Source organism: Novosphingobium sp. EMRT-2 (assembly GCF_005145025.1).
Classification (GTDB): Bacteria; Pseudomonadota; Alphaproteobacteria; order Sphingomonadales; family Sphingomonadaceae; genus Novosphingobium.
On record NZ_CP039696.1, the window covers coordinates 71,012 to 89,919 of the forward strand.

Annotated in this window: 23 protein-coding genes and 3 pseudogenes; 4 read left to right on the plus strand and 22 right to left on the minus strand. The window is 61.7% G+C overall.

Translation table 11 applies throughout. From position 1 onward, the window contains the following. Positions 1-11: 11 nt before the first annotated feature. Genes FA702_RS18190 through FA702_RS18205 form a run of 4 tightly spaced genes read right to left on the minus strand, consistent with a single transcriptional unit; the run spans position 12 to position 1,243 of the window. Complete coding sequence (locus FA702_RS18190; protein WP_136957565.1) at positions 12-311, minus strand: hypothetical protein; 300 nt, start codon at positions 309-311, stop codon at positions 12-14. Then, the gene (locus tag FA702_RS18195) at positions 304-546 is read right to left on the minus strand and encodes a hypothetical protein (RefSeq protein ID WP_013041566.1); all 243 of its coding nucleotides are present in this window, start codon (positions 544-546) and stop codon (positions 304-306) included. The genes FA702_RS18190 and FA702_RS18195 overlap by 8 nt, the downstream gene beginning before the upstream one ends. Further along, positions 546-872: a helix-turn-helix domain-containing protein gene (locus FA702_RS18200; RefSeq protein ID WP_006964370.1), complete on the minus strand. Its 327-nt coding sequence runs from the start codon at positions 870-872 to the stop codon at positions 546-548. Before FA702_RS18200 ends, FA702_RS18195 begins: the two co-directional genes overlap by 1 nt. Further along, a complete protein-coding gene (locus tag FA702_RS18205; RefSeq protein WP_136957566.1) occupies positions 869-1,243 on the minus strand; it encodes a type II toxin-antitoxin system RelE/ParE family toxin in 375 nt (124 codons plus the stop codon). Before FA702_RS18205 ends, FA702_RS18200 begins: the two co-directional genes overlap by 4 nt. A 426-nt stretch (positions 1,244-1,669) precedes the next feature. On the opposite strand from FA702_RS18205, the gene FA702_RS18210 reads away from it, so the two are divergent. After that, positions 1,670-2,026: a sigma factor-like helix-turn-helix DNA-binding protein gene (locus FA702_RS18210; RefSeq protein WP_136957567.1), complete on the plus strand. Its 357-nt coding sequence runs from the start codon at positions 1,670-1,672 to the stop codon at positions 2,024-2,026. On the opposite strand, the gene FA702_RS18215 is transcribed toward FA702_RS18210, so the two are convergent. The 7 genes and pseudogenes from FA702_RS18215 to FA702_RS18245 all read right to left on the minus strand — a co-directional run bounded on the left by FA702_RS18215 (position 2,023) and on the right by FA702_RS18245 (position 7,445). Beyond that, positions 2,023-2,346, minus strand: coding sequence for a response regulator (locus tag FA702_RS18215; protein ID WP_370385523.1), 324 nt, complete (start codon positions 2,344-2,346; stop codon positions 2,023-2,025). The two genes, FA702_RS18210 and FA702_RS18215, sit on opposite strands and share 4 nt — an antisense overlap. Positions 2,347-2,408: 62 nt before the next feature. Continuing rightward, on the minus strand, positions 2,409-2,684 hold the full coding sequence (locus tag FA702_RS18220) for a hypothetical protein (RefSeq protein ID WP_136957569.1): 276 nt from the start codon (positions 2,682-2,684) through the stop codon (positions 2,409-2,411). After that, positions 2,681-3,634, minus strand: coding sequence for a diguanylate cyclase (locus tag FA702_RS18225; RefSeq protein WP_255504835.1), 954 nt, complete (start codon positions 3,632-3,634; stop codon positions 2,681-2,683). The genes FA702_RS18220 and FA702_RS18225 overlap by 4 nt, the downstream gene beginning before the upstream one ends. Before the next feature lie 76 nt (positions 3,635-3,710). Then, positions 3,711-4,061, minus strand: a pseudogene (locus tag FA702_RS18230) (DDE-type integrase/transposase/recombinase); the annotation flags it as partial. Positions 4,062-4,226: 165 nt separating this feature from the next. Then, on the minus strand, positions 4,227-5,204 hold the full coding sequence (locus FA702_RS18235) for an ExeA family protein (protein WP_136957510.1): 978 nt from the start codon (positions 5,202-5,204) through the stop codon (positions 4,227-4,229). Further along, positions 5,204-6,856 (minus strand): DDE-type integrase/transposase/recombinase, encoded by a 1,653-nt coding sequence (locus FA702_RS18240; protein ID WP_136957511.1) that lies wholly within the window; start codon positions 6,854-6,856, stop codon positions 5,204-5,206. The genes FA702_RS18235 and FA702_RS18240 overlap by 1 nt, the downstream gene beginning before the upstream one ends. Continuing rightward, positions 6,849-7,445 (minus strand): recombinase family protein, encoded by a 597-nt coding sequence (locus tag FA702_RS18245; protein WP_136957570.1) that lies wholly within the window; start codon positions 7,443-7,445, stop codon positions 6,849-6,851. Before FA702_RS18245 ends, FA702_RS18240 begins: the two co-directional genes overlap by 8 nt. A gap of 166 nt (positions 7,446-7,611) precedes the next feature. Between FA702_RS18245 and FA702_RS18250 the strand changes: the two genes are divergently transcribed. Continuing rightward, entirely contained in the window at positions 7,612-8,304 is a 693-nt protein-coding gene (locus FA702_RS18250) for a hypothetical protein (protein WP_136957512.1), read from the plus strand. A gap of 106 nt (positions 8,305-8,410) precedes the next feature. Next, positions 8,411-8,986, plus strand: a complete 576-nt coding sequence (locus tag FA702_RS18255) for a hypothetical protein (RefSeq protein ID WP_168196121.1) — start codon at positions 8,411-8,413, stop codon at positions 8,984-8,986. A 189-nt stretch (positions 8,987-9,175) separates the two neighbouring features. Here the strand turns inward: FA702_RS18255 and FA702_RS18260 are convergent. Together FA702_RS18260 and FA702_RS23015 are read right to left on the minus strand one after the other, a co-directional pair. Next, positions 9,176-9,601 (minus strand): annotated as a pseudogene (locus tag FA702_RS18260) (IS6 family transposase); the annotation flags it as partial. Further along, on the minus strand, positions 9,513-9,989 hold the full coding sequence (locus FA702_RS23015; protein WP_210417667.1) for a hypothetical protein: 477 nt from the start codon (positions 9,987-9,989) through the stop codon (positions 9,513-9,515). The pseudogene FA702_RS18260 and the gene FA702_RS23015, both read right to left, overlap by 89 nt. A gap of 124 nt (positions 9,990-10,113) precedes the next feature. Between FA702_RS23015 and FA702_RS18270 the strand changes: the two genes are divergently transcribed. After that, entirely contained in the window at positions 10,114-12,354 is a 2,241-nt protein-coding gene (locus FA702_RS18270; protein WP_255504836.1) for a family 1 glycosylhydrolase, read from the plus strand. A gap of 53 nt (positions 12,355-12,407) precedes the next feature. On the opposite strand, the gene FA702_RS18275 is transcribed toward FA702_RS18270, so the two are convergent. The 9 genes and pseudogenes from FA702_RS18275 to FA702_RS23310 form a co-directional block, all read right to left on the minus strand. Further along, the gene (locus FA702_RS18275) at positions 12,408-13,001 is read right to left on the minus strand and encodes a hypothetical protein (RefSeq protein ID WP_136957571.1); all 594 of its coding nucleotides are present in this window, start codon (positions 12,999-13,001) and stop codon (positions 12,408-12,410) included. Then, a complete protein-coding gene (locus tag FA702_RS18280; RefSeq protein WP_168196126.1) occupies positions 12,986-13,732 on the minus strand; it encodes a hypothetical protein in 747 nt (248 codons plus the stop codon). Before FA702_RS18280 ends, FA702_RS18275 begins: the two co-directional genes overlap by 16 nt. A 229-nt stretch (positions 13,733-13,961) precedes the next feature. Beyond that, complete coding sequence (locus FA702_RS18285) at positions 13,962-14,294, minus strand: hypothetical protein (protein ID WP_136957573.1); 333 nt, start codon at positions 14,292-14,294, stop codon at positions 13,962-13,964. Continuing rightward, positions 14,291-14,581 (minus strand): hypothetical protein, encoded by a 291-nt coding sequence (locus FA702_RS18290; protein WP_136957574.1) that lies wholly within the window; start codon positions 14,579-14,581, stop codon positions 14,291-14,293. Before FA702_RS18290 ends, FA702_RS18285 begins: the two co-directional genes overlap by 4 nt. Positions 14,582-14,593: 12 nt before the next feature. After that, complete coding sequence (locus tag FA702_RS18295) at positions 14,594-15,223, minus strand: hypothetical protein (protein WP_136957575.1); 630 nt, start codon at positions 15,221-15,223, stop codon at positions 14,594-14,596. 338 nt (positions 15,224-15,561) lie between these two features. Next, positions 15,562-16,327: pseudogene (locus tag FA702_RS18300) on the minus strand (IS6 family transposase). A 231-nt stretch (positions 16,328-16,558) separates the two neighbouring features. Next, positions 16,559-17,428 carry a TonB-dependent receptor gene (locus FA702_RS18310; RefSeq protein ID WP_136957577.1) on the minus strand — a complete coding sequence of 290 codons (870 nt, stop codon included), beginning with the start codon at positions 17,426-17,428 and terminating at the stop codon, positions 16,559-16,561. A gap of 537 nt (positions 17,429-17,965) precedes the next feature. After that, positions 17,966-18,460, minus strand: coding sequence for a TonB-dependent receptor plug domain-containing protein (locus FA702_RS23305; protein WP_255504844.1), 495 nt, complete (start codon positions 18,458-18,460; stop codon positions 17,966-17,968). After that, on the minus strand, positions 18,343-18,771 hold the full coding sequence (locus FA702_RS23310) for a hypothetical protein (protein ID WP_255504837.1): 429 nt from the start codon (positions 18,769-18,771) through the stop codon (positions 18,343-18,345). The genes FA702_RS23305 and FA702_RS23310 overlap by 118 nt, the downstream gene beginning before the upstream one ends. Positions 18,772-18,908 lie beyond the last annotated feature (137 nt).

An 18,908-nucleotide genomic window follows, 5' to 3' on the forward strand; every position in this document is an offset into this window, starting at 1 on the left:
GCGCTAGGCGCTCAATTCGGCAAGCCGGTGTGGGCGCTCATCCCCATCCCGGCCAGCTCCTCAATGAGCCAGTCTCGAAAGTCCGAAATGGATTTCGCGCCTTCGGCCCTCAAGGCGGCAACGTCTTCCTCTTTGAAACTCCAATCGTCCTTGCCGATGTGCCGCAAGGCGCGCCTGACGCAATGCTTCTGATAGCTATAAATCGCGCAGCGGAGATACCCGCGAATGATCTTTTCCATAGCCGCATCGTCATTGCGGTGGCGATCTAGCAATGCGTCAAGGTCGGCTATGGATGGATCGGGATTAAGCATGGTCGGCCTCGATCTGTAGGGCGAGCTGGGCGAGGCGATCGGGAGCAAGCAAGTCGTCGGCCGCTAGGTCGATAGCGAAGGGTTCGCCGGGTTCGGGCGGCCGTCGATCGGCGGCAAAAGCGGCAAGATAGGGTTGCGCCGCGTCGGTTTCGATCCAGCGCCAGAAGGCAGGCCCTTGGCCGAATAGCCCGGCCTCGAACATATCGAGCCGGGCTTGCGCGAAATCATCGCACATTAGGCGAAGTGGATCACGGCCGATTCAGTGGTCCGCCCCTGCGGACGCACCACAATATCGACCTTGCAGCCAAGCCGGGTGAGCATGGCTAGAAGCCGCTCAACCGAGACGCTGCGGAACTGGCCTCGCAGGATGCGCGACAATTCCGGTTGAGTAGATCCCGTAACCTTGGCGGCGGCGATCTGCGTCAATTTCCGCTCCTGCATGGCCTCGGCCACACGGGTAACGAGCTGGGCTTTCAAAAGGTGGGTGTCGGGATCGGCAAAGCCTAGATCGGCAAAGACATTGCCGCTGCCTTCCTCAATGATTTCGTCCTGTGCGCTCATGCTGTGCCTCGCGGGGTCTGGTGTTGCCGGTGATGCTCCTCGGCGGTTTTCAGCCGCGTTCGGATCAAATCCATATCGGCCTGCGGCGTGGCCTTGCCCTGCTTGGATTTCTTCTGGAAGGCGTGCAGGACATAGACCGCCTCCGCAAATTTGACCGTATAGACCGTGCGGAACGTATCGCCTTGGTAGTCGTCTATTATCTCGACCACGCCAGCGCCGCCAAAGCCCTTCAACGGCTTAGTGCTGGCGTGCTGCCCGCCTTGCTGCGCGAGGTGCAGGGCATAGCCCATTACGTCCTGCACATCGTCCGGGAACTCCCGAAAATCGCGCTTTGACGATGCCACCCATCGAACCGGCCGTTCCGTATCCATCGCGGCTATTATGCACAAATATACATAGCTCGCAAGCGAAAATTATGCGCGTATGTGCATACTGCGCGCGCCGATGTTATCAGCGGAACGATTGTGGGGCACCGGGATCGGCGGTTCAATCGAGCGCCCTGCGCGACGAATGTATCAACGCCGGGGATGCAGGACGGCAATTTTATGCTAGAGGCCCCGGCGCGGCTGCACGCCCCCCATTTTGTGCAGCCGTCCACTTCCGACGATGGCCCGCAAGGACTGCGCCATCGTCGGAAGACCAGCCAACAATCTAGCCCTTGCTGCCCTCTGTCCGGGCAGGCGAGTGTTGCTTGCCGTTGTAATAAAATTACTGTTCAATCTGACCCTAGTTCCGCGTGCAATCGGCGTATTGTTGAGTCATCGTCCCTCTACAACGATCGCAAGGAGGACTACGCTATGGTTGATTCTTCCAATATCTACCGGGAGCAGCAAAAAGCGGTTGCCCTAGAGTTCATGGAAAAAGCTCTAGCGATACTCGTTGAGGTCGATGATTCCCCGGCAGATTGTTATCTGCAACAATCAATAGATACGTGCATGGCGTCACCACGCATGACATTTCCCGAAAACGAGTTTTGGGACTGCGTGGATGAATTGCCGCATTTGACTGACCGGGCCTTGTTCCTGCATCGCCAGAACGGGCTTTCAGTCGAGCAAATCGCCAAGCGACTAGGCATCGAGCAGAAAGAGGCGGCCGAACGGCTTTCGGAAGGGCTGGCCCTTGTTCGCGGCTCATTCAGCGTGGCGGAACACTAATCGCCGGAATCAGGGGCAGGGAGCATCTTGCCGAGCGTGGCGACCAATTCACCGGGCATGTAGGGCTTGGCGATATAGGCAGCTCCGTTCGGCAATTCGCCCGAACCTGGTCGCACGCGGCCAGAGGTAACAAGGACCGGCATGGAGGGCCAACGGTCGCGGACAGCAGCGGCTAGGGCGAGGCCCGTCATTCCGGGCATTTCAATATCGGTGAACACCGCGCCAATATCATCGCGGCCGTCAAGGATCGCCAGAGCATCGGCCGCCTCGCACGCCTCAAAAACGCGATAGCCAGCATCCATGAGAATGTCCGCCGCCATCGTCCTAACAAGGGGTTCATCCTCGACAACCAGCACGGCCGCGCCGTCCGATCCTTCTCCCATTATTCCGGCTCCCTGTCCTTTTCGGCCTTCTTCTGTGCCGCGTCACGCAAAATGCCCGCCCAGCAAGCGAGGATCAAACCTTCATCGGGGGCCGTTTCTCCGGTGATGACAGAGTAGATTCCTAGCACGTTGGAGATTTCCTCCACCGATGCGACGCCTTTCCCTTCCAGCATCCCGGCGAGGACCGCCAGCGCCCCGCCCATTGCCCGCACCATTGCCGGATCAGAGAGCTTCGCGCCGGGGAATACGTCTTCATCTGGCGTCCCCCCGTTCATGTGGCCTCCGTGCCGCCCTTGGGAGCAATCATCACTTGGTTTCGGCCGCCCTGCTTTGCAGCGTAAAGGGCTTCATCGGCCGCTTTGAGGGCCGCCCTTGGATCGGGGAAATCAAACACGTCCGCAATGCCAGCGGAAAAAGTAATTTGGCCCAATGGTTCATCCGTCTTGCGGTTTCGCAAGCGACGTTCGGCCATTTGTTCGCGCAAGCCGTCAAGTTTCTTATGCGCTTCGGACAGGCTGAGGCCCCGGAACAGCATAACAAATTCCTCTCCACCGTGGCGCGCTACATGGCAATTATCGTCCGAAATCGTAGCGAGCATTTCCGCGATAAGTCGAATGACCCGATCGCCTGCATCATGGCCGTGCGTATCATTGATACGCTTAAAATGGTCTATATCGCAGAACGCCACGGCCAGCGGGTCAAGGCTCGATCTGGCGTCCCGATATTCCCGCTCTAGGACCGCATCGAAAGCCCGGCGATTGGGAAGGCCGGTCATGTGGTCAATCTCTGCCTCACGCCGCGCCTGTTCCAGACTACGGCGAAGCGCCTTGGCCTCCTCCTCGCTGCGCCGCATGTCGGTTTCGAGCTTGCGGGTTCGCTCAAGCATCGCCTTCGCCAAATCCGCTAGGCTGGAAAGGATTTGCCCGGTTCCCTGAACCTGATCCAGCTCGGCCACATGCTGTTCCAGCTCGTCGGTATAATCGGCCGTCGCGCTGCGCGTGTCGTTGGCGTTCTTCGAGAAACTTTCGAGCGTTGTTTCCAGCCTCGCCATAAGGTGCTGGATGCCATCGTGCTTGTCGATCGTCTCGTCTGCCGCCGTGATCTCGTCCAGCCATTCCTGTGTCACCGCTAGGCCAGCGGTCACATGCTGGGCGATCTTGCGCGCAAGGGCGGGATTGGACCCTGAAAAGGCCCCGTGGGCGGTGAGGAGATTATTGGGCGTCACGTCCAGCTCATAGGTGAGCAGGAAGGCTCTGTTGCAAACATGGGGCACGGCCGCGCGGCGTCACCCAGTTGGGGGATTAGGCAGCATTGGCGAAATGCTTATTGAGCATAATCATGGTTTCGGTCAGGGCCGAGGGTCCAATTCCGAATGCTCTTTCAACCAGGCGCACCTCCCCCATGATACCTGGCTGCAGGCACCATGCCTGGGCCTGTCCTTTGCGTAGGGCGCGCATGACCTCGAAGCCCTTGATCGTGGCGTAGGCCGTTGGCATCGACTTGAAGCCACGTACCGGCTTGATCAGCATCTTCAGCTTGCCGTGGTCGGCCTCGAGCACGTTGTTCAGATATTTCACCTGCCGGTGCTCGGTTTCCGCCGCCAGTTTGCCTTCGCGTTTCAGCTCAGCGATTGCTGCGCCGTAGCTGTAGGCGCTTGCAAACGTAGCGGCCTCTGCTCGCAAACAGAGCAGATTGTTGCTCAGATTATCTGACAACAGACAAGCTTCGCTGCTCACGCTAACTGACAATGTGCTCGCCTTCATCCGCGCCTGCTCGCAAACGGCAATGGCCTGCTCACAATAGTAGCCAATGCGATGTCATATCGGCACTCCCGCTTCCCGGAGCCGCTCGGTCAGTTCGCGGGTGTGTTCCGGGTCCAAGGTTCCGGCGAGAAACGCGCGAACGTCGGATGGGCGACTGTTAAGCTGGCTGACAAGCGAACCCGCATCGTAGCCGTTGCGCGTCAGCGTTGGTTCGAGGTCGTCAATCGCGCGTGACAGCACCTGCTCGACGATCTCGGCCGTGACGGGCTTGGCGGCGAAACGGAAGCCCTGCTCGAAGGCGAGCGTCAGGTGCATCTCGATCTGGAGCGGCGTACGCAGACGCTCCGCAATGAGGTCGATCGCATCCTCCTCCATCAGGTCGGCGACCTTGACGCCCTCGGCCGCGCAGGCGCCGAGCAGCCAGGCGACATAGTCCCGGCGTTCGGCACCGATGCCTTCATAGTCGAACGTAGTGGTGCGATAGCCGATCTCCTCCATCTGCGGACGGCGCAGATCGTTTCGGAGCCGGGGATGGCCGACCAGCAGGACCGACAGCAGCACGCCGGCATCGGCCACCACCTCCATGAGCCGCTTGAGGCCGGTCAGCGTCTTGTGGTGGAGGTCGTGCGCCTCGTCGACGACCAGCACGACCGGGCGCTTGCCCTTGCGCATGATGTCGCGCAGGTCGCGCTCGCGGCGCTCGGCCTGCTTGGGGATCTTCACCTGGGCGCGGTCGCCGGGTGAGAGGTCGTAGAAAAGCGCTTCGATCAGCGACGGCAGCGACGTGCGGCGCTTGTCGACTGCGAGCGACTTGGCAACAGCGACCTTGCCCGCCCTGGCCAGCTCGTCCTCGATGCGGCGCAGGAGGTGCGTCTTGCCCGATCCGACCAGGCCGGAGACGACGATAAGCCTGCCGGTCTGAACCGCTGCGCAGACTTCCCGCACAAGGTTGCGCTGATGCTCGGTCTCGAAGTTGCCGACGCCTTGGAACGGGCGGGCGAGCCCGTAGCTGGATTGAACGTCAGCGAGCATCAGCTTGTCCCCCGTCTTGCCTGGAACCGCTCGCGGATGCGGTGGGCGATGATGGTCTTGTCCAGCGTCTCGCCGAGCAGCGCGTCGATGAAGGCGCGGTCCGCCTCGGGCAGCGAGCCGAGCGGTCTTCGAAGCTGATCGACGATGGCATGGCGCGCCGCGAGCCCGGTCGGATATGCCGTCTCGGCAATCGGTTCCGGGAAAGGAGTTTGCCGCACCGCGAGCCCTGCGGTGGAGGGCGGCAGTGATGGCAGTGGCCGGTCGCCGCCAGTCACCGTCGCGCGGGGAAGCCCGAGCTGGTCGGCAAGCCGGACCACCTTGTCGAGCCGCTCCTCGGCGCGGCTCTTCTGGTACTTGCGATAGCGGTAGAGCGGCACTGCGCCGCGCGACGGTTCGTAGGGACCATGCCGCTTGCCGTCATGCTCCACGAAGAGCTGCTGGTCGAACAAACCCCAGAGCAACGTCACCGTCTCACCGGCAAGTTCGGGCTCAACCTCGTAGGAAGCGCCCTCGACCGATACGGTCGCGTCGCCAGCAACGGTGCGCCGCTCGGGTTCGCGCGCGAAAGCGCAGAACCGCTCCCAAGAGCACATGGCGCGCACGCCCTCGCCGGGCAAATGCCGCAGCCAATGTTCGACCCGCGCGTGCGGCTCGGAGCGATGGTCGCCGTTGTTGTAGGTGACCAGCGCACGCCGCATCCACAGGTTGGCTTCCGCCTCGTCCTTTGGCTTGTGGAAGTGGTACAGCGTCTCGTGCACCTCCTTGATCGTGCGGAACGGCCGCTCGACCTTGCCCTTGGCGCGGGCCGCGGTGTGCCGGTCGTCAGACTTGGGCGGCAGATGGGTAAGGACGCGCACGCCCAGGCTGCCCATCACCGACTGGAACACGCGCGACCGGCTGACCGGGCCGTTGTCCATGTAGATCGTGACCGGCAGACCTTGGAACGGCAGTTCGGGCTCGGGCTTGGCGGCAAAGGCGTTGAACAGGAAGCGCAGCGCGGACTCGGCATCTTCGCCATAGACGCTGCGATATTCCTGATAGACCACGCCCGAGCAGTCATCGACGACCGAGAACAGCATCAGCGTCGGTTTGCCGCGCCCTTGCTCGATCCAAAGCGGCGCCTCGACCTGCTTGAGGTCGGACGGGCTCATGTCGAAGTGCCACAACTCGTTGGATCGCCGCGCCTGGAAGCGCACCGCCGCGTGCGGGCGGGTCACGCGGGCATAGTCCAGCCCCGACGCGCGGAGCAGCCGGTCAATCGTCGCCCGCTTCAGCAGGCCGGGTGCGACCTTGACCAAGCCCTCGGGTGTCTCGACGCCATCGGTCTCCAGAAATTCGATGGCGCGAGCGGTCGAGACGTGCCGGCCCTTCTTGTTGGTGGTCCTGATCTTAAGAGCGGCGACGATCTCGGCGTAGCGCTCCATCTCGACCTGCGGGGCGACCCGCGTTGCGCCGTGATCGGATCGGCGCACCGACCTCGGCCGGTTCAGCTCGCGCAGCGCCCGGTACAGGGTCCAGATCGAAATGCCATAAGCCTCGGCCGCGCGGGCGATGATCTCGGTGCGACCGGGGTCGCGTGAGGGCAACAGCGACAATCGTCGGCGAAGGTCGACCAGCGCCTCTCCGGGCGGCCGCTTCGCCCGGTCAGCCATGGGCTGCGGCAGGCTCCTTGGCCGGTGCGCCGCTGCCGCGCTTACCGGCGTAGCGATAGAGGGTCGCCACCGACACGCCCATGCGCTTGGCGATGTCGCGCACCGGCAATGTCCCCTCCTTCATCATCGCCCGTGCCGCAGCGACGTCGCTCGGGCGCATTGCCGACGGGCGGCCACCTTTGCGGCCCTGCCGACGCGCCTCCACCAGCCCTGCGGTAGTCCGCTCCCGGATCAGGGCCCGCTCGAACTGCGCGATGGCGCCGAACACGTGAAAGGTGAGCATGCCCCCAGGCGTGGTGGTGTCGATGCTCTCCGTCAGCGACACCAGTCCGATCTTTTCGCGCTCCAACTCCTCGGCCGTGGCGATCAGCTTCTTGAGCGAGCGGGCGAGGCGATCCAGCTTCCAAACGACCAGCGTGTCGCCTGCACGCAGCACGTCGCCCAGGATGCGCGCCAATTCGGGCCGGTCATCACGCGCACCTGACGCCTTCTCGGTGAACACCCGGTCGCAGCCAGCGCGGCGCAATGCGTCAAGCTGAAGCTCCGGATTCTGGTCGCTGGTGCTGACCCTGGCATAGCCGACCCGCATGGGCGTTCATTCTTCTCCAAACTCGTCGGAGACATACCTTTTTGCGAAAGAGGTTTCCAGAACAGTTTTGACAAAGAGTGGCCCGCAGATTTACGTTGCCGGCCAGGCAAAGCGATCGGCTCGTCAGAAACGGTCGTTTTGAAGAAGCCTGGCTGACGGAGGATCCATGCAGACGCTCGATACGATAAACTGGGTCGGCGACGGTGACGACACCGACTTCTTTGTCGCGATCGAGCGCACCTTCGATCTTCGCCTTCGCTCGAACCTGCCGTGGACGACGTTCGGCGAGGTGCGTGACCATGTCGTCGCGCATGTTGCGGCTCATGGCGGCGGCGGTACGACATGCGCCACGCAGATGACATTCTATAGACTTCGGCGCGCGCTCCGGCTTGGCCGGCACGTCGGGCCGGACGCGCCTTTGGCACCACTGGTCGGTGAGAACCTGCGTCTTGCGTTCAGCGAACTGGAAGCTGATACCGACCTGAAGATGCCCGCGACACGATCCGGATGGTTCGGGATTACCGGGGGTCTCTGCTTCGCCATCGCGGTCGCTATCCTTGTCTTCACGACGCTGGCGCCGCCCCTTCGCATTTTCGGCGCTGGAGCGAGCGCCTATGCGGGGCTGTGGTTGCGGTATATCGATCGCCGACGATTGCCTCGCGGATGCGAAACCATCGGCGATCTGGCCCGCCTGGTCACGGACCAGAACCGTGGCAGGCTGGCACGTGACGGCGCTCGCCTTACCGCTCCCGAGATATGGCGGATCATCCAGCAACTGGCGGCCGAGGAGAGCGGCATCGACTCGGATTTGATCGGGCCGGAGACGACCTTTTTCCGTAAAACGGCGCAAGCCGCCTGACCCAGACTTGACCTTCGTTTTCGGCAGCAACCCCCATTAGCGGACATTGGGTCCGTTGCGTGGTAACTCGCGTGCAGGATCGAGGCAGAAGCATCGAGGACACGCCATGATGGATCAAGCGCCTGAGGTGCCCATGACGCAGGAACAGGTTATTGAGCAGCGCCTCGTGAAGTGTGGACTGAAGGCCGGGGGCATCTCGGTCAAGTACGAGGAAGACCTTCAGAGCATAGAAGTGATCATCGGACCTGCGGCAAGGGCCAATCAGGGCCACTTCGAATGTATCAAAGATGCGGCCGCGCATGAGATCGTGACGTTTGAGGACGGCGCGATGTATAAAGCCTACAACGATTACACTTCAGAAGCGGCTCGGCCGCAGATGCTTGAGAGCCTGACAGCTACGCTGCGAGAGCGTAAGTTGCTTCAAGGATTTCCTGAACGTGGAAGCTTTCAGTCTTTGGGCGAGTTTGCGAGGGCACTGGAGAAGCATGCAGGCACAAAGCCGGGAGCAGCACTACGCGTTGACGGCGACGGCATCGTCTTTGATCCACCGCACGAGGCGAACTTGCCCGCCGACTTCGCAGCCAAGTATTCTGACCTGCTTAGCGTCGTGATGTTCGCTTCCGTACGTGATCATATCAGCTTTGGATTCATCGGGAATGAGGCCGTCTCGCCTGATCGGTAGGTGCGTTCACCATCAGACCGCCGTTGGCAGAAAGCGTGAGCACGCCATCTCTGTTTGCGAGCAGGCGCAAATGATTGTGAGCACGTTGTCAATTAGCGTGAGCAACGCGGCTTGTCCGTTGTCAGGTAATCTGAGCAACAATCTGCTCTGTTTGCGAGCAGAGGCCGCTACGTTTGCAAGCGCCTACACGTAGCTGGGTGCCTTGTCGGTATTGAGTTTGGCCGGCTTTTCCCAGTCCTTCAGGCCACGAAGAGCTTTGCCCAGAAAGCGCTTCGCCGCTTTGGCGCTGCGTGTCGATGACAGATAGAAATCAATCGTGTCGCCCCGTTTGTCGACCGCCCGGTACAGGTAGGTCCATTTGCCCCGCACCTTTACGTAGGTCTCATCCAGACGCCAGCTCGGATCAAAGCCGCGCCGCCAGAACCAGCGGAGACGCTTCTCCATCTCCGGCGCGTAGCGCTGCACCCAGCGATAGATCGTCGTATGATCGACATCGATCCCACGCTCGGACAGCATTTCCTCGAGATCACGGTAGCTGATGCCGTATCGACAATACCAGCGCACCGCCCATAGGATGACCTCGCCGGTAAAATGCCGTCCTTTGAAATCGTTCATCGCAACTGACCTTGACAGTACATGAGCCCAATCTTGGAAACCGTGTCAGAGTTTGCAACAGAGCCGGATCGCGGGTGATCGCGCCGTCGAGCAGGGCGCGCAATGTTTCCGTCTCCTCATGCCGGCTGAGGCCGGCGGGGAGGTGCGGGGTGAGGATGGTGACGCCGGAACAGTCGCAGACATGGGTGTCCAACGTCGCACTTGGCGCATCGTGGATCGGCTCTTCCCAAACGATGACCTTCCGGTCCCGGGCGAAGCGGCTCATCAGATGTTGCGGCCGCTGATAGACGAAGTTCCAGCGCAGGTGACTGAAGCAGATGAGCGTGCCGCCGCCCTCCGTCGGGCTGTCGGGGTTGATGGCGTCGACGTCGCTTGGAATGCCGCTCATGTCTGGAACCTTGCTGAATGATGAACATCGGCAACACGCCGTTCATCGCTCCGGTTCCTGTACAAACCGGCCCAAGTTCAAAGAGATAACACAAGATATCAAGTCGAGAGCGGAAACCTGATCCATGTCAGTCGTTCTGGCGAAGGTCTGGGAGATATGTACGATGAAGAGGCATCTGGAATTATGGGGTGGGCCGGAGTGCACCATCAACAGGGTTCGGGATACATATCAGGATCAGTTCGAGCGATGCGGCCACTATGATCGGATCGACGATCTGAATCTATTTGCCGACATCGGCATAACGACGATCCGTTATCCTATATTATGGGAATGCATTGCGCCTGATCGGCCCGGACAGCATCTCTGGCAGGGCGTGGATGCGCGGATCGACCGGCTGCGCGCACATGGCATCGACGTCATTGCCGGGCTTGTCCATCACGGCAGCGGTCCCTCCTACACGCATCTCCTCGACGATGACGGTTTCGCGCGGGGTCTCGCTGATTTCGCGGCCCGCGTTGCGGAGCGCTATTCCTGGATCAACCAGTGGACGCCGGTCAATGAGCCGCTCACCACGGCGCGCTTTTCGGCGCTTTATGGCCATTGGTATCCGCATGTCCGCGACGAGGGCGCGTTCTGGCGCGCGCTCCTCAACCAGATCGACGGAACCCGGCTCGCGATGCAGGCCATTCGCAGGGTCAATCCCGCCGCGCGGCTCGTTCAGACGGAGGATCTCGGCCGCACCTTCGCCACTGCCGAGTTGCGCGAGCAGGCTGCGTTCGAGAATATCCGGCGCTGGGCGACATGGGACCTGCTGTTCGGGCGCGTACGGCGCGGTCATCCGCTGTGGCGGCGCATGGCCGCGCACGGGCTGGAGCACAGGCTGGAGGCCATTGCGGCCGATCCCTGTCCGCCAGACATCATCGGCATCAACCATTATCTGACCAGCGAGCGGTTCCTCGACCATCGCATGCAGCGCTATCCCGCCCATGCGCATGGCGGCAATGACGGGCAGCGCTATGCCGATGTCGAGGCGATCCGGGTGCTGGAGCCGCCCCCGCCCGGTCTGAGGGGCGTGATAGAGGAGGCGTGGGACCGCTATGCGACCCCGATCGCGGTCACCGAAGTCCATAATGGCTGCACGCGCGAGGAGCAGCTGCGCTGGCTGGCGGAGGCGTGGGATTGCGCCGAGGATCTGCGCAATGAGGGCGTGGACGTGCGAGCGATCACGCTCTGGTCGCTGCTCGGCAGTAGCGGATGGAACACGCTGCTGACCGCCCCCGGCATCTATGAGCCGGGCATATTCGACGTCAGTAGCGGAACGCCGCGCGCGACCGCTCTCGCAGCGCTCGGCACGGCTCTGGCCACTGGCGCTGCACGGCATCCGCTTGCAGCGCAGCCGGGCTGGTGGCGTCGGCCGATCCGGCTTGAATATCCCGCCGTCCGCCGTCCTGCCCCGGCCGTGCAGCACCGGGCGGACAGTTGCAGGGAGCGTGCGCCCATGGGTCGGCCCCTCCTGATCATGGGCGCGACAGGAACCCTGGGGCAAGCGTTCGCGCGGGCCTGTACGCTCCGCAACATACCGCATGTGCTGACGGCGCGGCACGCGCTCGACATCACCAGCGAGGCCAGCATCGGGGCTGCGCTGGACCGGCACGATCCCTGGGCAGTGGTGAACGCCGCCGGCTGGGTACGGGTCGACGAGGCGGAAAGCCATGCCGCCCGTTGTTTTGCGGCGAACAGCGACGGCCCGGTCCGCCTTGCGCGGATGGCGGAGGAGCGGGGGCTTGCCACCCTCAATGTCTCAAGCGACCTCGTCTTCGGGGGCAAGGCGGAAGGGGCCTATGTCGAAACCGACGCGCCCGACCCGCGCAACGTCTATGGCGAGAGCAAGGCGCGCATGGAGGAGGGACTTCTCGCCCTGGCGGGGACGCATCTCATCGTTCGCACCGCAGCCTTCTTCTCTCCCCATGACGAGTTCAACTTTGCCGTCGCGGTCGCTCGCGCCCTGACGGCGGGGCAGCCGTTCGAGGCCGCGGCGGACCAGCGGATCACGCCGACCTATGTGCCGCATCTCGTCAGGGTCGCGCTCGACCTCCTGATCGACGGTGAGCAGGGCCTCTGGCACCTCACCAATGAGACGGAGCTATCATGGGCAGAGTTCGCGGAAGCCGTCGCGGACAGCCTGAACCTGCCCCGGCATCTGATCCGCGCCGTGCCGGGCGCCCGCCTGAACCAAATGGCGCCACGCCCCTCCCGCGTACCGCTCGCGACGGGGCGCGGGGCGCACCTGCCGTCTCTTGCGGATGCCCTCGGCGAGTTTGCGCGGCATGAGAAGAGGCAGCAAGCGGTGCGCGAGCTTGCATGACATGCAAACGGCCATGGATCCGAAGACCCATGGCCGCCGAACATTCAGCCGTCTTACATCCAGCCGTCGAGATCGTCGGGGATGTTGCTCAGCGTACCCTTGCCGGTGATGGCGTTCAGATCGAACGGCTGCGCCTCCAGGAAAAATTCCAGCTGGTCACGCGATGTCACAAGCGAATTGATCACGCGGACTTTCAGGCCTTTGAAGTTCGGGCCGTCGATGCGCAGCGCCTTCAGCGTGACTTTCGATCCATGCGGTATCTTCACGAAGCGCGGATAGTTCAGCAGGCGAAAGTCCGGCTGAACGATCTCAAGCTCGACGTCGATCGGGCCAGCATTCGCGATCTCCATCTCGCCTGAGTTTCCGATCAGAAACTCTGACGGCGAATATTTGGTGAACGACATCTTCAGGACCGCGTTCATCACCGTTTGAACATTCTCGCGCGTGCCGAAGAAAGTGTCGCGGAAGAGGCCGACCGTACGACGCTTTTCCAGCGCATCCTTGAAGGCCGCTTCATCCTCTCCCTGCGTCAGGAACAGGGTGGCGACGCGGTGATCCATCCCCGCCGCCTCCTGCTCCAACGCGGTCCCGAGATGAGCGTCCGTAGTCGCCGCGATATAGAGGTTATATTTCAGGGCCACGTCCATCGCGCTGGGGTGGATGAAATCGCTTTGCGCAACCTCAATCCCGACAGCAGACCCTCTGAAAACATCCGTTCGAGGAACGGCGTCACCACTGCCTCACCAGGGGAGGAGGAGGGGATGGTCGGATGATTCCACTGGCAGATGGCGCCCTGCCGCTTCGCTTCGCGGAACCGTGCTTCCAGATCTTTCTCGTCCGCGCTGGTCCGGTTCCAGTCGACCCGGTCCAGCGCGACCGTCTGCTTGAAGGTGCTGTAATGGACTTTCCCCGGGTTCAGCGCATTTGCATCCTTGAGGAAGTGACAATTGAAATGCCCGATCGCGCGCGTGATCTCCGACCCGAGCGAGAGTTTCATGCCGCCGAGGCCAAGCATGCCCGAAGAGATGAACGCGCGGCCGATTTCATAGCTGCGGTTCTTGTTGGTGCCGGTGTCGCGGATCTTTGGCGTGATGATGTCATGTTCCGTGAAGGACACGAACTTAAGCCCGTCATGCGCCGCTTCTGCGAGGCGAAGCGTCGGCCAGGCCGAGCCGTCCGAGAATACGGTGTGCAGGTGCAGGTCGCCGGCGAAAATATGATGTCCGTCCTTCGTATCGGGGAAGATCAGACGCGCGGGCGACGGCGGCCGCTGATCGGATTGCGTCACGAACTCGGCGGAAGCTTCTCCGGCGGTGAACAGCCCTGCGAGCATAGCGAGAGCGGAAACCATTTCGCGGAAGTTTCTATGCTTAACCATAAGATCTCCTGATGAAGGTGGTGTTTGATGAATGGGCTTTGATATCGGTCGTGAAATCAGATTCACCGCACCCACATTGCGCTGGGTTCAGAACTTGTATCCAAGCGTGATGCCATAGGTGCGCGGGGCCGCCGGGAGGTCGGTGCTGGTCGTGGCGGAGTTGAATCGGGAGAGCGGATAGTATGTGTCGGTCAGGTTGCGGACCCAGGCCGTGGCGGAGATATTGTTCCTAGGGGTTGCGGCGCATCGACGAGCCAAGGAAAACCGGGTTGGAATAAAACCAGAGATCAGTCCATGCGTCTTCGCCCTCGGCATCGGGCGCCGGCTCGGCATCCTCAGTATTCGTCCCGCGCAGACGGAGATATTCATCGCCTGCGACCGGTTCGAGAGCCGTTTCGATCACGCGCCATTCGCCCTCTCGCTTCCATTCCGCCTCGGTAAAGCGCGCCACGACGCGCGTGCTCGGATTCCGATCAAGATTCGGATCGGCGGATTTCGTGCCCACCGATCCGCGGATCAGGTCAATATGGTGAACGGCAGGATTGTCGCCATTGGCATTCATCCGTCGGGATCCCGAAAGCGGATCGTAAGGTGAAGCGGCTCACCATTGCCTGCATTTATGGTGGAACCGAATTCGATCGGACGCGCATCGGCGCCTGTTCCCAACAGAATCTCAAGTTCCGACACGAGATCGCCTGTAGTCACGAAAATGCGTCCGGCGCGCATGGCGGCGATGATCGATGCGGGGTTCTTTGGCGCGTGGACATAAGTCTTCGAATATTCGCCAGGCCAGAAGTCGAAACCGCCTTCGGTCCAGTTGATGTGTGAGTCTGAGTTGGCGGTAATCACCAGCGTCGTCCTTCACCCAGCATGGAATCCCAGAAGCCGCCAAGCCGCGCGGTCATCTGGTCGAAACCACCCATGGTCGGGAAATCGCCATAGGCCCCGCGCGGGATCGCATCGCCGAAAATAGGCCGCATAGCGCGAAGGGCCGACACTTTCGCCGACCTGACCGGCGGCCTGATGGCCCGGCGCACCTTCCATCCCGATGGCGACTTCCGGCGCGGTATCGTTCCAGCCACGCAATTCGGAAGGGGTGGTCAGGCCGTATTTGCCCATGCCGGTTGCGGACCTCGAGGGATGGTGTGCGAAAAGAACAGGCTTTGGCTGTTGTGCATCCATTGTCCGCAATGCGTCCAGCATTCGCCCTTCACTGTTGCGCGACGGATCGCGGGGCCACGCCTCGCGGGCGCCGTAGCCCTTCTCCAGCTCGCGCAACCGGTCGGCCTCGTCGTCACCTGCCGGAACGATGATGCTGCTGTGATCCGATCCGGGCGTATCGAATTCCATGCCGAAGAATTGCACCAATTCCGGCACCAGCTGTCGTGATCGCAGCAGTTCGGGATAGGCGTGGTCGTGGTTGACCTTGCTATGATTGGGGCCGCCATGATCGGTCGCCACCATCCAGTCCAAACCGAATTTGCGCGCCATCAGGCGTTCATGGGAATCGGGTATATCGCATCACCGCCCACGGTCGGCGTCGGCGGGTCGGCCTTTTCGTCATAGCCGGTCGAAAAGCGACTGTGAGTGTGATGATCGCCCCCCAGCCAGCGCGCTTCTCCGGCATCGGCGCCCGGCTGCGGCGCGGCACATCGATGCTGTGCATATGACGTTCGTGCGCGGTAACGGCAAATACCGGCAAGCAAACGAGGACCAGAGCGGCTGATGATCTCGTGGCGTTTCGAAGCATGTTTCTGTTCCTGGGATGAATTGATTGGCTCTGTTGCAAACATGGGGCACGGCCGCGCGGCGTCACCCAGTTGGGGGGATTAGGCAGCATTGGCGAAATGCTTATTGAGCATAATCATGGTTTCGGTCAGGGGCCGAGGGTCCAATTCCGAATGCTCTTTCAACCAGGCGCACCTCCCCCATGATACCTGGCTGCAGGCACCATGCCTGGGCCTGTCCTTTGCGTAGGGCGCGCATGACCTCGAAGCCCTTGATCGTGGCGTAGGCCGTTGGCATCGACTTGAAGCCACGTACCGGCTTGATCAGCATCTTCAGCTTGCCGTGGTCGGCCTCGAGCACGTTGTTCAGATATTTCACCTGCCGGTGCTCGGTTTCCGCCGCCAGTTTGCCTTCGCGTTTCAGCTCAGCGATTGCTGCGCCGTAGCTGGGTGCCTTGTCGGTATTGAGTTTGGCCGGCTTTTCCCAGTCCTTCAGGCCACGAAGAGCTTTGCCCAGAAAGCGCTTCGCCGCTTTGGCGCTGCGTGTCGATGACAGATAGAAATCAATCGTGTCGCCCCGTTTGTCGACCGCCCGGTACAGGTAGGTCCATTTGCCCCGCACCTTTACGTAGGTCTCATCCAGACGCCAGCTCGGATCAAAGCCGCGCCGCCAGAACCAGCGGAGACGCTTCTCCATCTCCGGCGCGTAGCGCTGCACCCAGCGATAGATCGTCGTATGATCGACATCGATCCCACGCTCGGACAGCATTTCCTCGAGATCACGGTAGCTGATGCCGTATCGACAATACCAGCGCACCGCCCATAGGATGACCTCGCCGGTAAAATGCCGTCCTTTGAAATCGTTCATCGCAACTGACCTTGACAGTACATGAGCCCAATCTTGGAAACCGTGTCAGAGTTTGCAACAGAGCCTCGGGCAACACCGCGATCGTGAAACTATCGTCATGGCTGTTCGCCTGGGCGGCTGTCCCGGCAGCGAGCGCCATAGCCGCCACCGATGAGAACGCAATTTGCCGCGTCCAATGGCCAAGGAGGGTCATGTTAAACTCCAATAGTTGCTTGTATGTTGGTTGGCTGATCAGAAAGTGTAGCCGAGCGAAACGCCATAAAGTGCGCGGCGCGCCGCGGAATGCCGCGTAGACGGGCGGAGCCACGTAAAGGGTCGTCGCGTATCTTTTATTGGTGAAGTTGCGAACCCATGCCCCACCGTCATCCTTTCGGCAAATGCCAGTTCCATCTGCGCATTGCCAAGGAAATAGCCCTTGATCGGCTGGTAATTGTCGAGTTCGGTGTAATAATCGTCGACGAAGCGGCCATTGACCGACGGCGTCAGCACCCTGTCGCCGCCCAGCGGTATCGCATAGCGGATCGAACCGGTCAGCGTCATCTTCGGCGCAAAGGGCAGTTCATTGCCGATGCGCCGTAACCTCTCCGCCGCATTGCCCGAACGCATGTCGAGTATTTTGCTATCGAGAAGCGAGACGCCGCCCTGTATTTCCAGCCCGTGTAGCGGTCGGACCGTGATATTCGCTTCCGCGCCATAGGTGCGAGCGCTGCCCACATTGGTGCGGATATTGGTGGGCAGGCCGTTGATGAGCTTGTTGAGGCTCGCCTGAAGATTGTTGAAGTCGTTGTAATAGACCGACGCATCGATCTGCACCGGGCCGCCGCGCGGCAGGAATTTGACGCCCGCCTCATAGGTCCAGACCCGCTCCGACTTGAACGGATCGGTTTCGGGGAGGGTGACGGAGGTCGATCCGTCGAAACCACCCGCCTTGAACCCCGGCTGACCGAAACATAAGCGGTCGCGGACGGCGAGATTTCGTAACTGACATTCAGGCGGCCCGACAGGCTGTTGTCGGAGAAGGTCCGGCTGAAATTGAATGGCATGGGACCGAAAACGGCCGGGGCGATGCTCACACCGAAGGGATTGAGGTCGACGGTCGATCCGTCGAACCGGCTTTCATCATGGGTAGCGCAGGCCCGCGCCGATCTTCCAGTGACTGCCCAGCCTGACGCTGCCATCGGCAAATCCCGCGACGCTGCGGCGTCGCTGGATATAGTCGGCGGACAGCACGCTCAGCACGAAATCGGTCAGGTCGAGTTACTGCGCAGCCGCACCTTGTCCCTGTAAGCCGTTGCACCCACCACCCAGTCGAACCGGCCGGGCGTCGCATTCTGGAGGCGTAGTTCCGCCGTCCCCTGCTCTACATTGTCGCGATAGATGATGTCGGTGATCCGCGTCGGAACCACGTCGCCCGCAGCAGAATATTGCTGCTTCAACTTTTCCCAGCCGAGAATGGCGACCAGCAGCATATCACCGCCGATCTTCTGGTTCAGCGTGACCGATCCGCCATAGCTGGTCTTGTCGAGCGACGGATCGATGGCGGAATCGGTCGTAAAGGGCGCCAGCGGCGCAAAACCGCGCACCGTGGCGGTGCGCTCGAAAAATTGCACCGCGCCGGATTCATGGAAACCATGGGCATTAAGCGTGACCGTTGTGCCGTCGGTCGGCTCCAGCAGCAATATCGCGCGACCGCCGTAATATTGGGAGCGATTGGCCTCGGTGTTGACGCCGGGATCGGCGAGCGCGGGGACGGCAGGATTGGCCGATCCACTGACACCGCGCGTGCCGATATTGGTCATGAACCCGTCGGTGCGGTCGAAGACGCCGCCACCCGCAGCTTGACGCCATCGGCCAGAGCGCCCCCGCCCCAGCTTCCGCGCGCCAGGAGTTGAAGCGGCCATATTCGACGCGCGCCTCCCCCTCCCATGTGTCCGTGGGCTGGCGCGAGATGATGTTGACCGCGCCCGCCGTGGTGTTCTGGCCGTAGAGCGTGCCCTGCGGCCCCTTCAATATCTCTATGCGTTCGACATCGAACATCTGTCCGCCGACCAGCGCCGCCGAACCCTGATAGGCGCCGTCGATGCTGACGGCGGCGGACGGATTGCCGTTGGGCCGGAAATCATCATAGCCGATGCCGCGAATGGTGAAGGTCTGGATGGTGCGACCGCCGGAAATCTGGGTGACACGACCACGGGAGTCAGGCGCGAGGCGTCGATCAAGTCCTTCACGCCCGCTTCGCGCAGTGCCTCTGGAGACAGGACGCTGACTGCCGATGGAACATCGATCAGCCGCTGGTCGCGTTTCTGGGCCGTGACGATGATGTCGCCACCTGCCTCGACAGGATCGTCGGCGGCGTAAGCCGGGGGAGCCGCGATCGTCAGGGAAGCGAAGGCGGAGGATAGCAGATGAACGCGGCGGAACTTGTGCTGCGATGAGCTGGCCATGAAATCAGTCCTTGGAACATGTATGTCAGAAGAGGGCGAGCGACATCGGCCACCGCCCGGATCGGGGGTGGATCTCGCGTCGCTCAGGACAATGAGGGGCCTAGTCGGAGACGACAGGCCGTTGCGGCATACGCCGG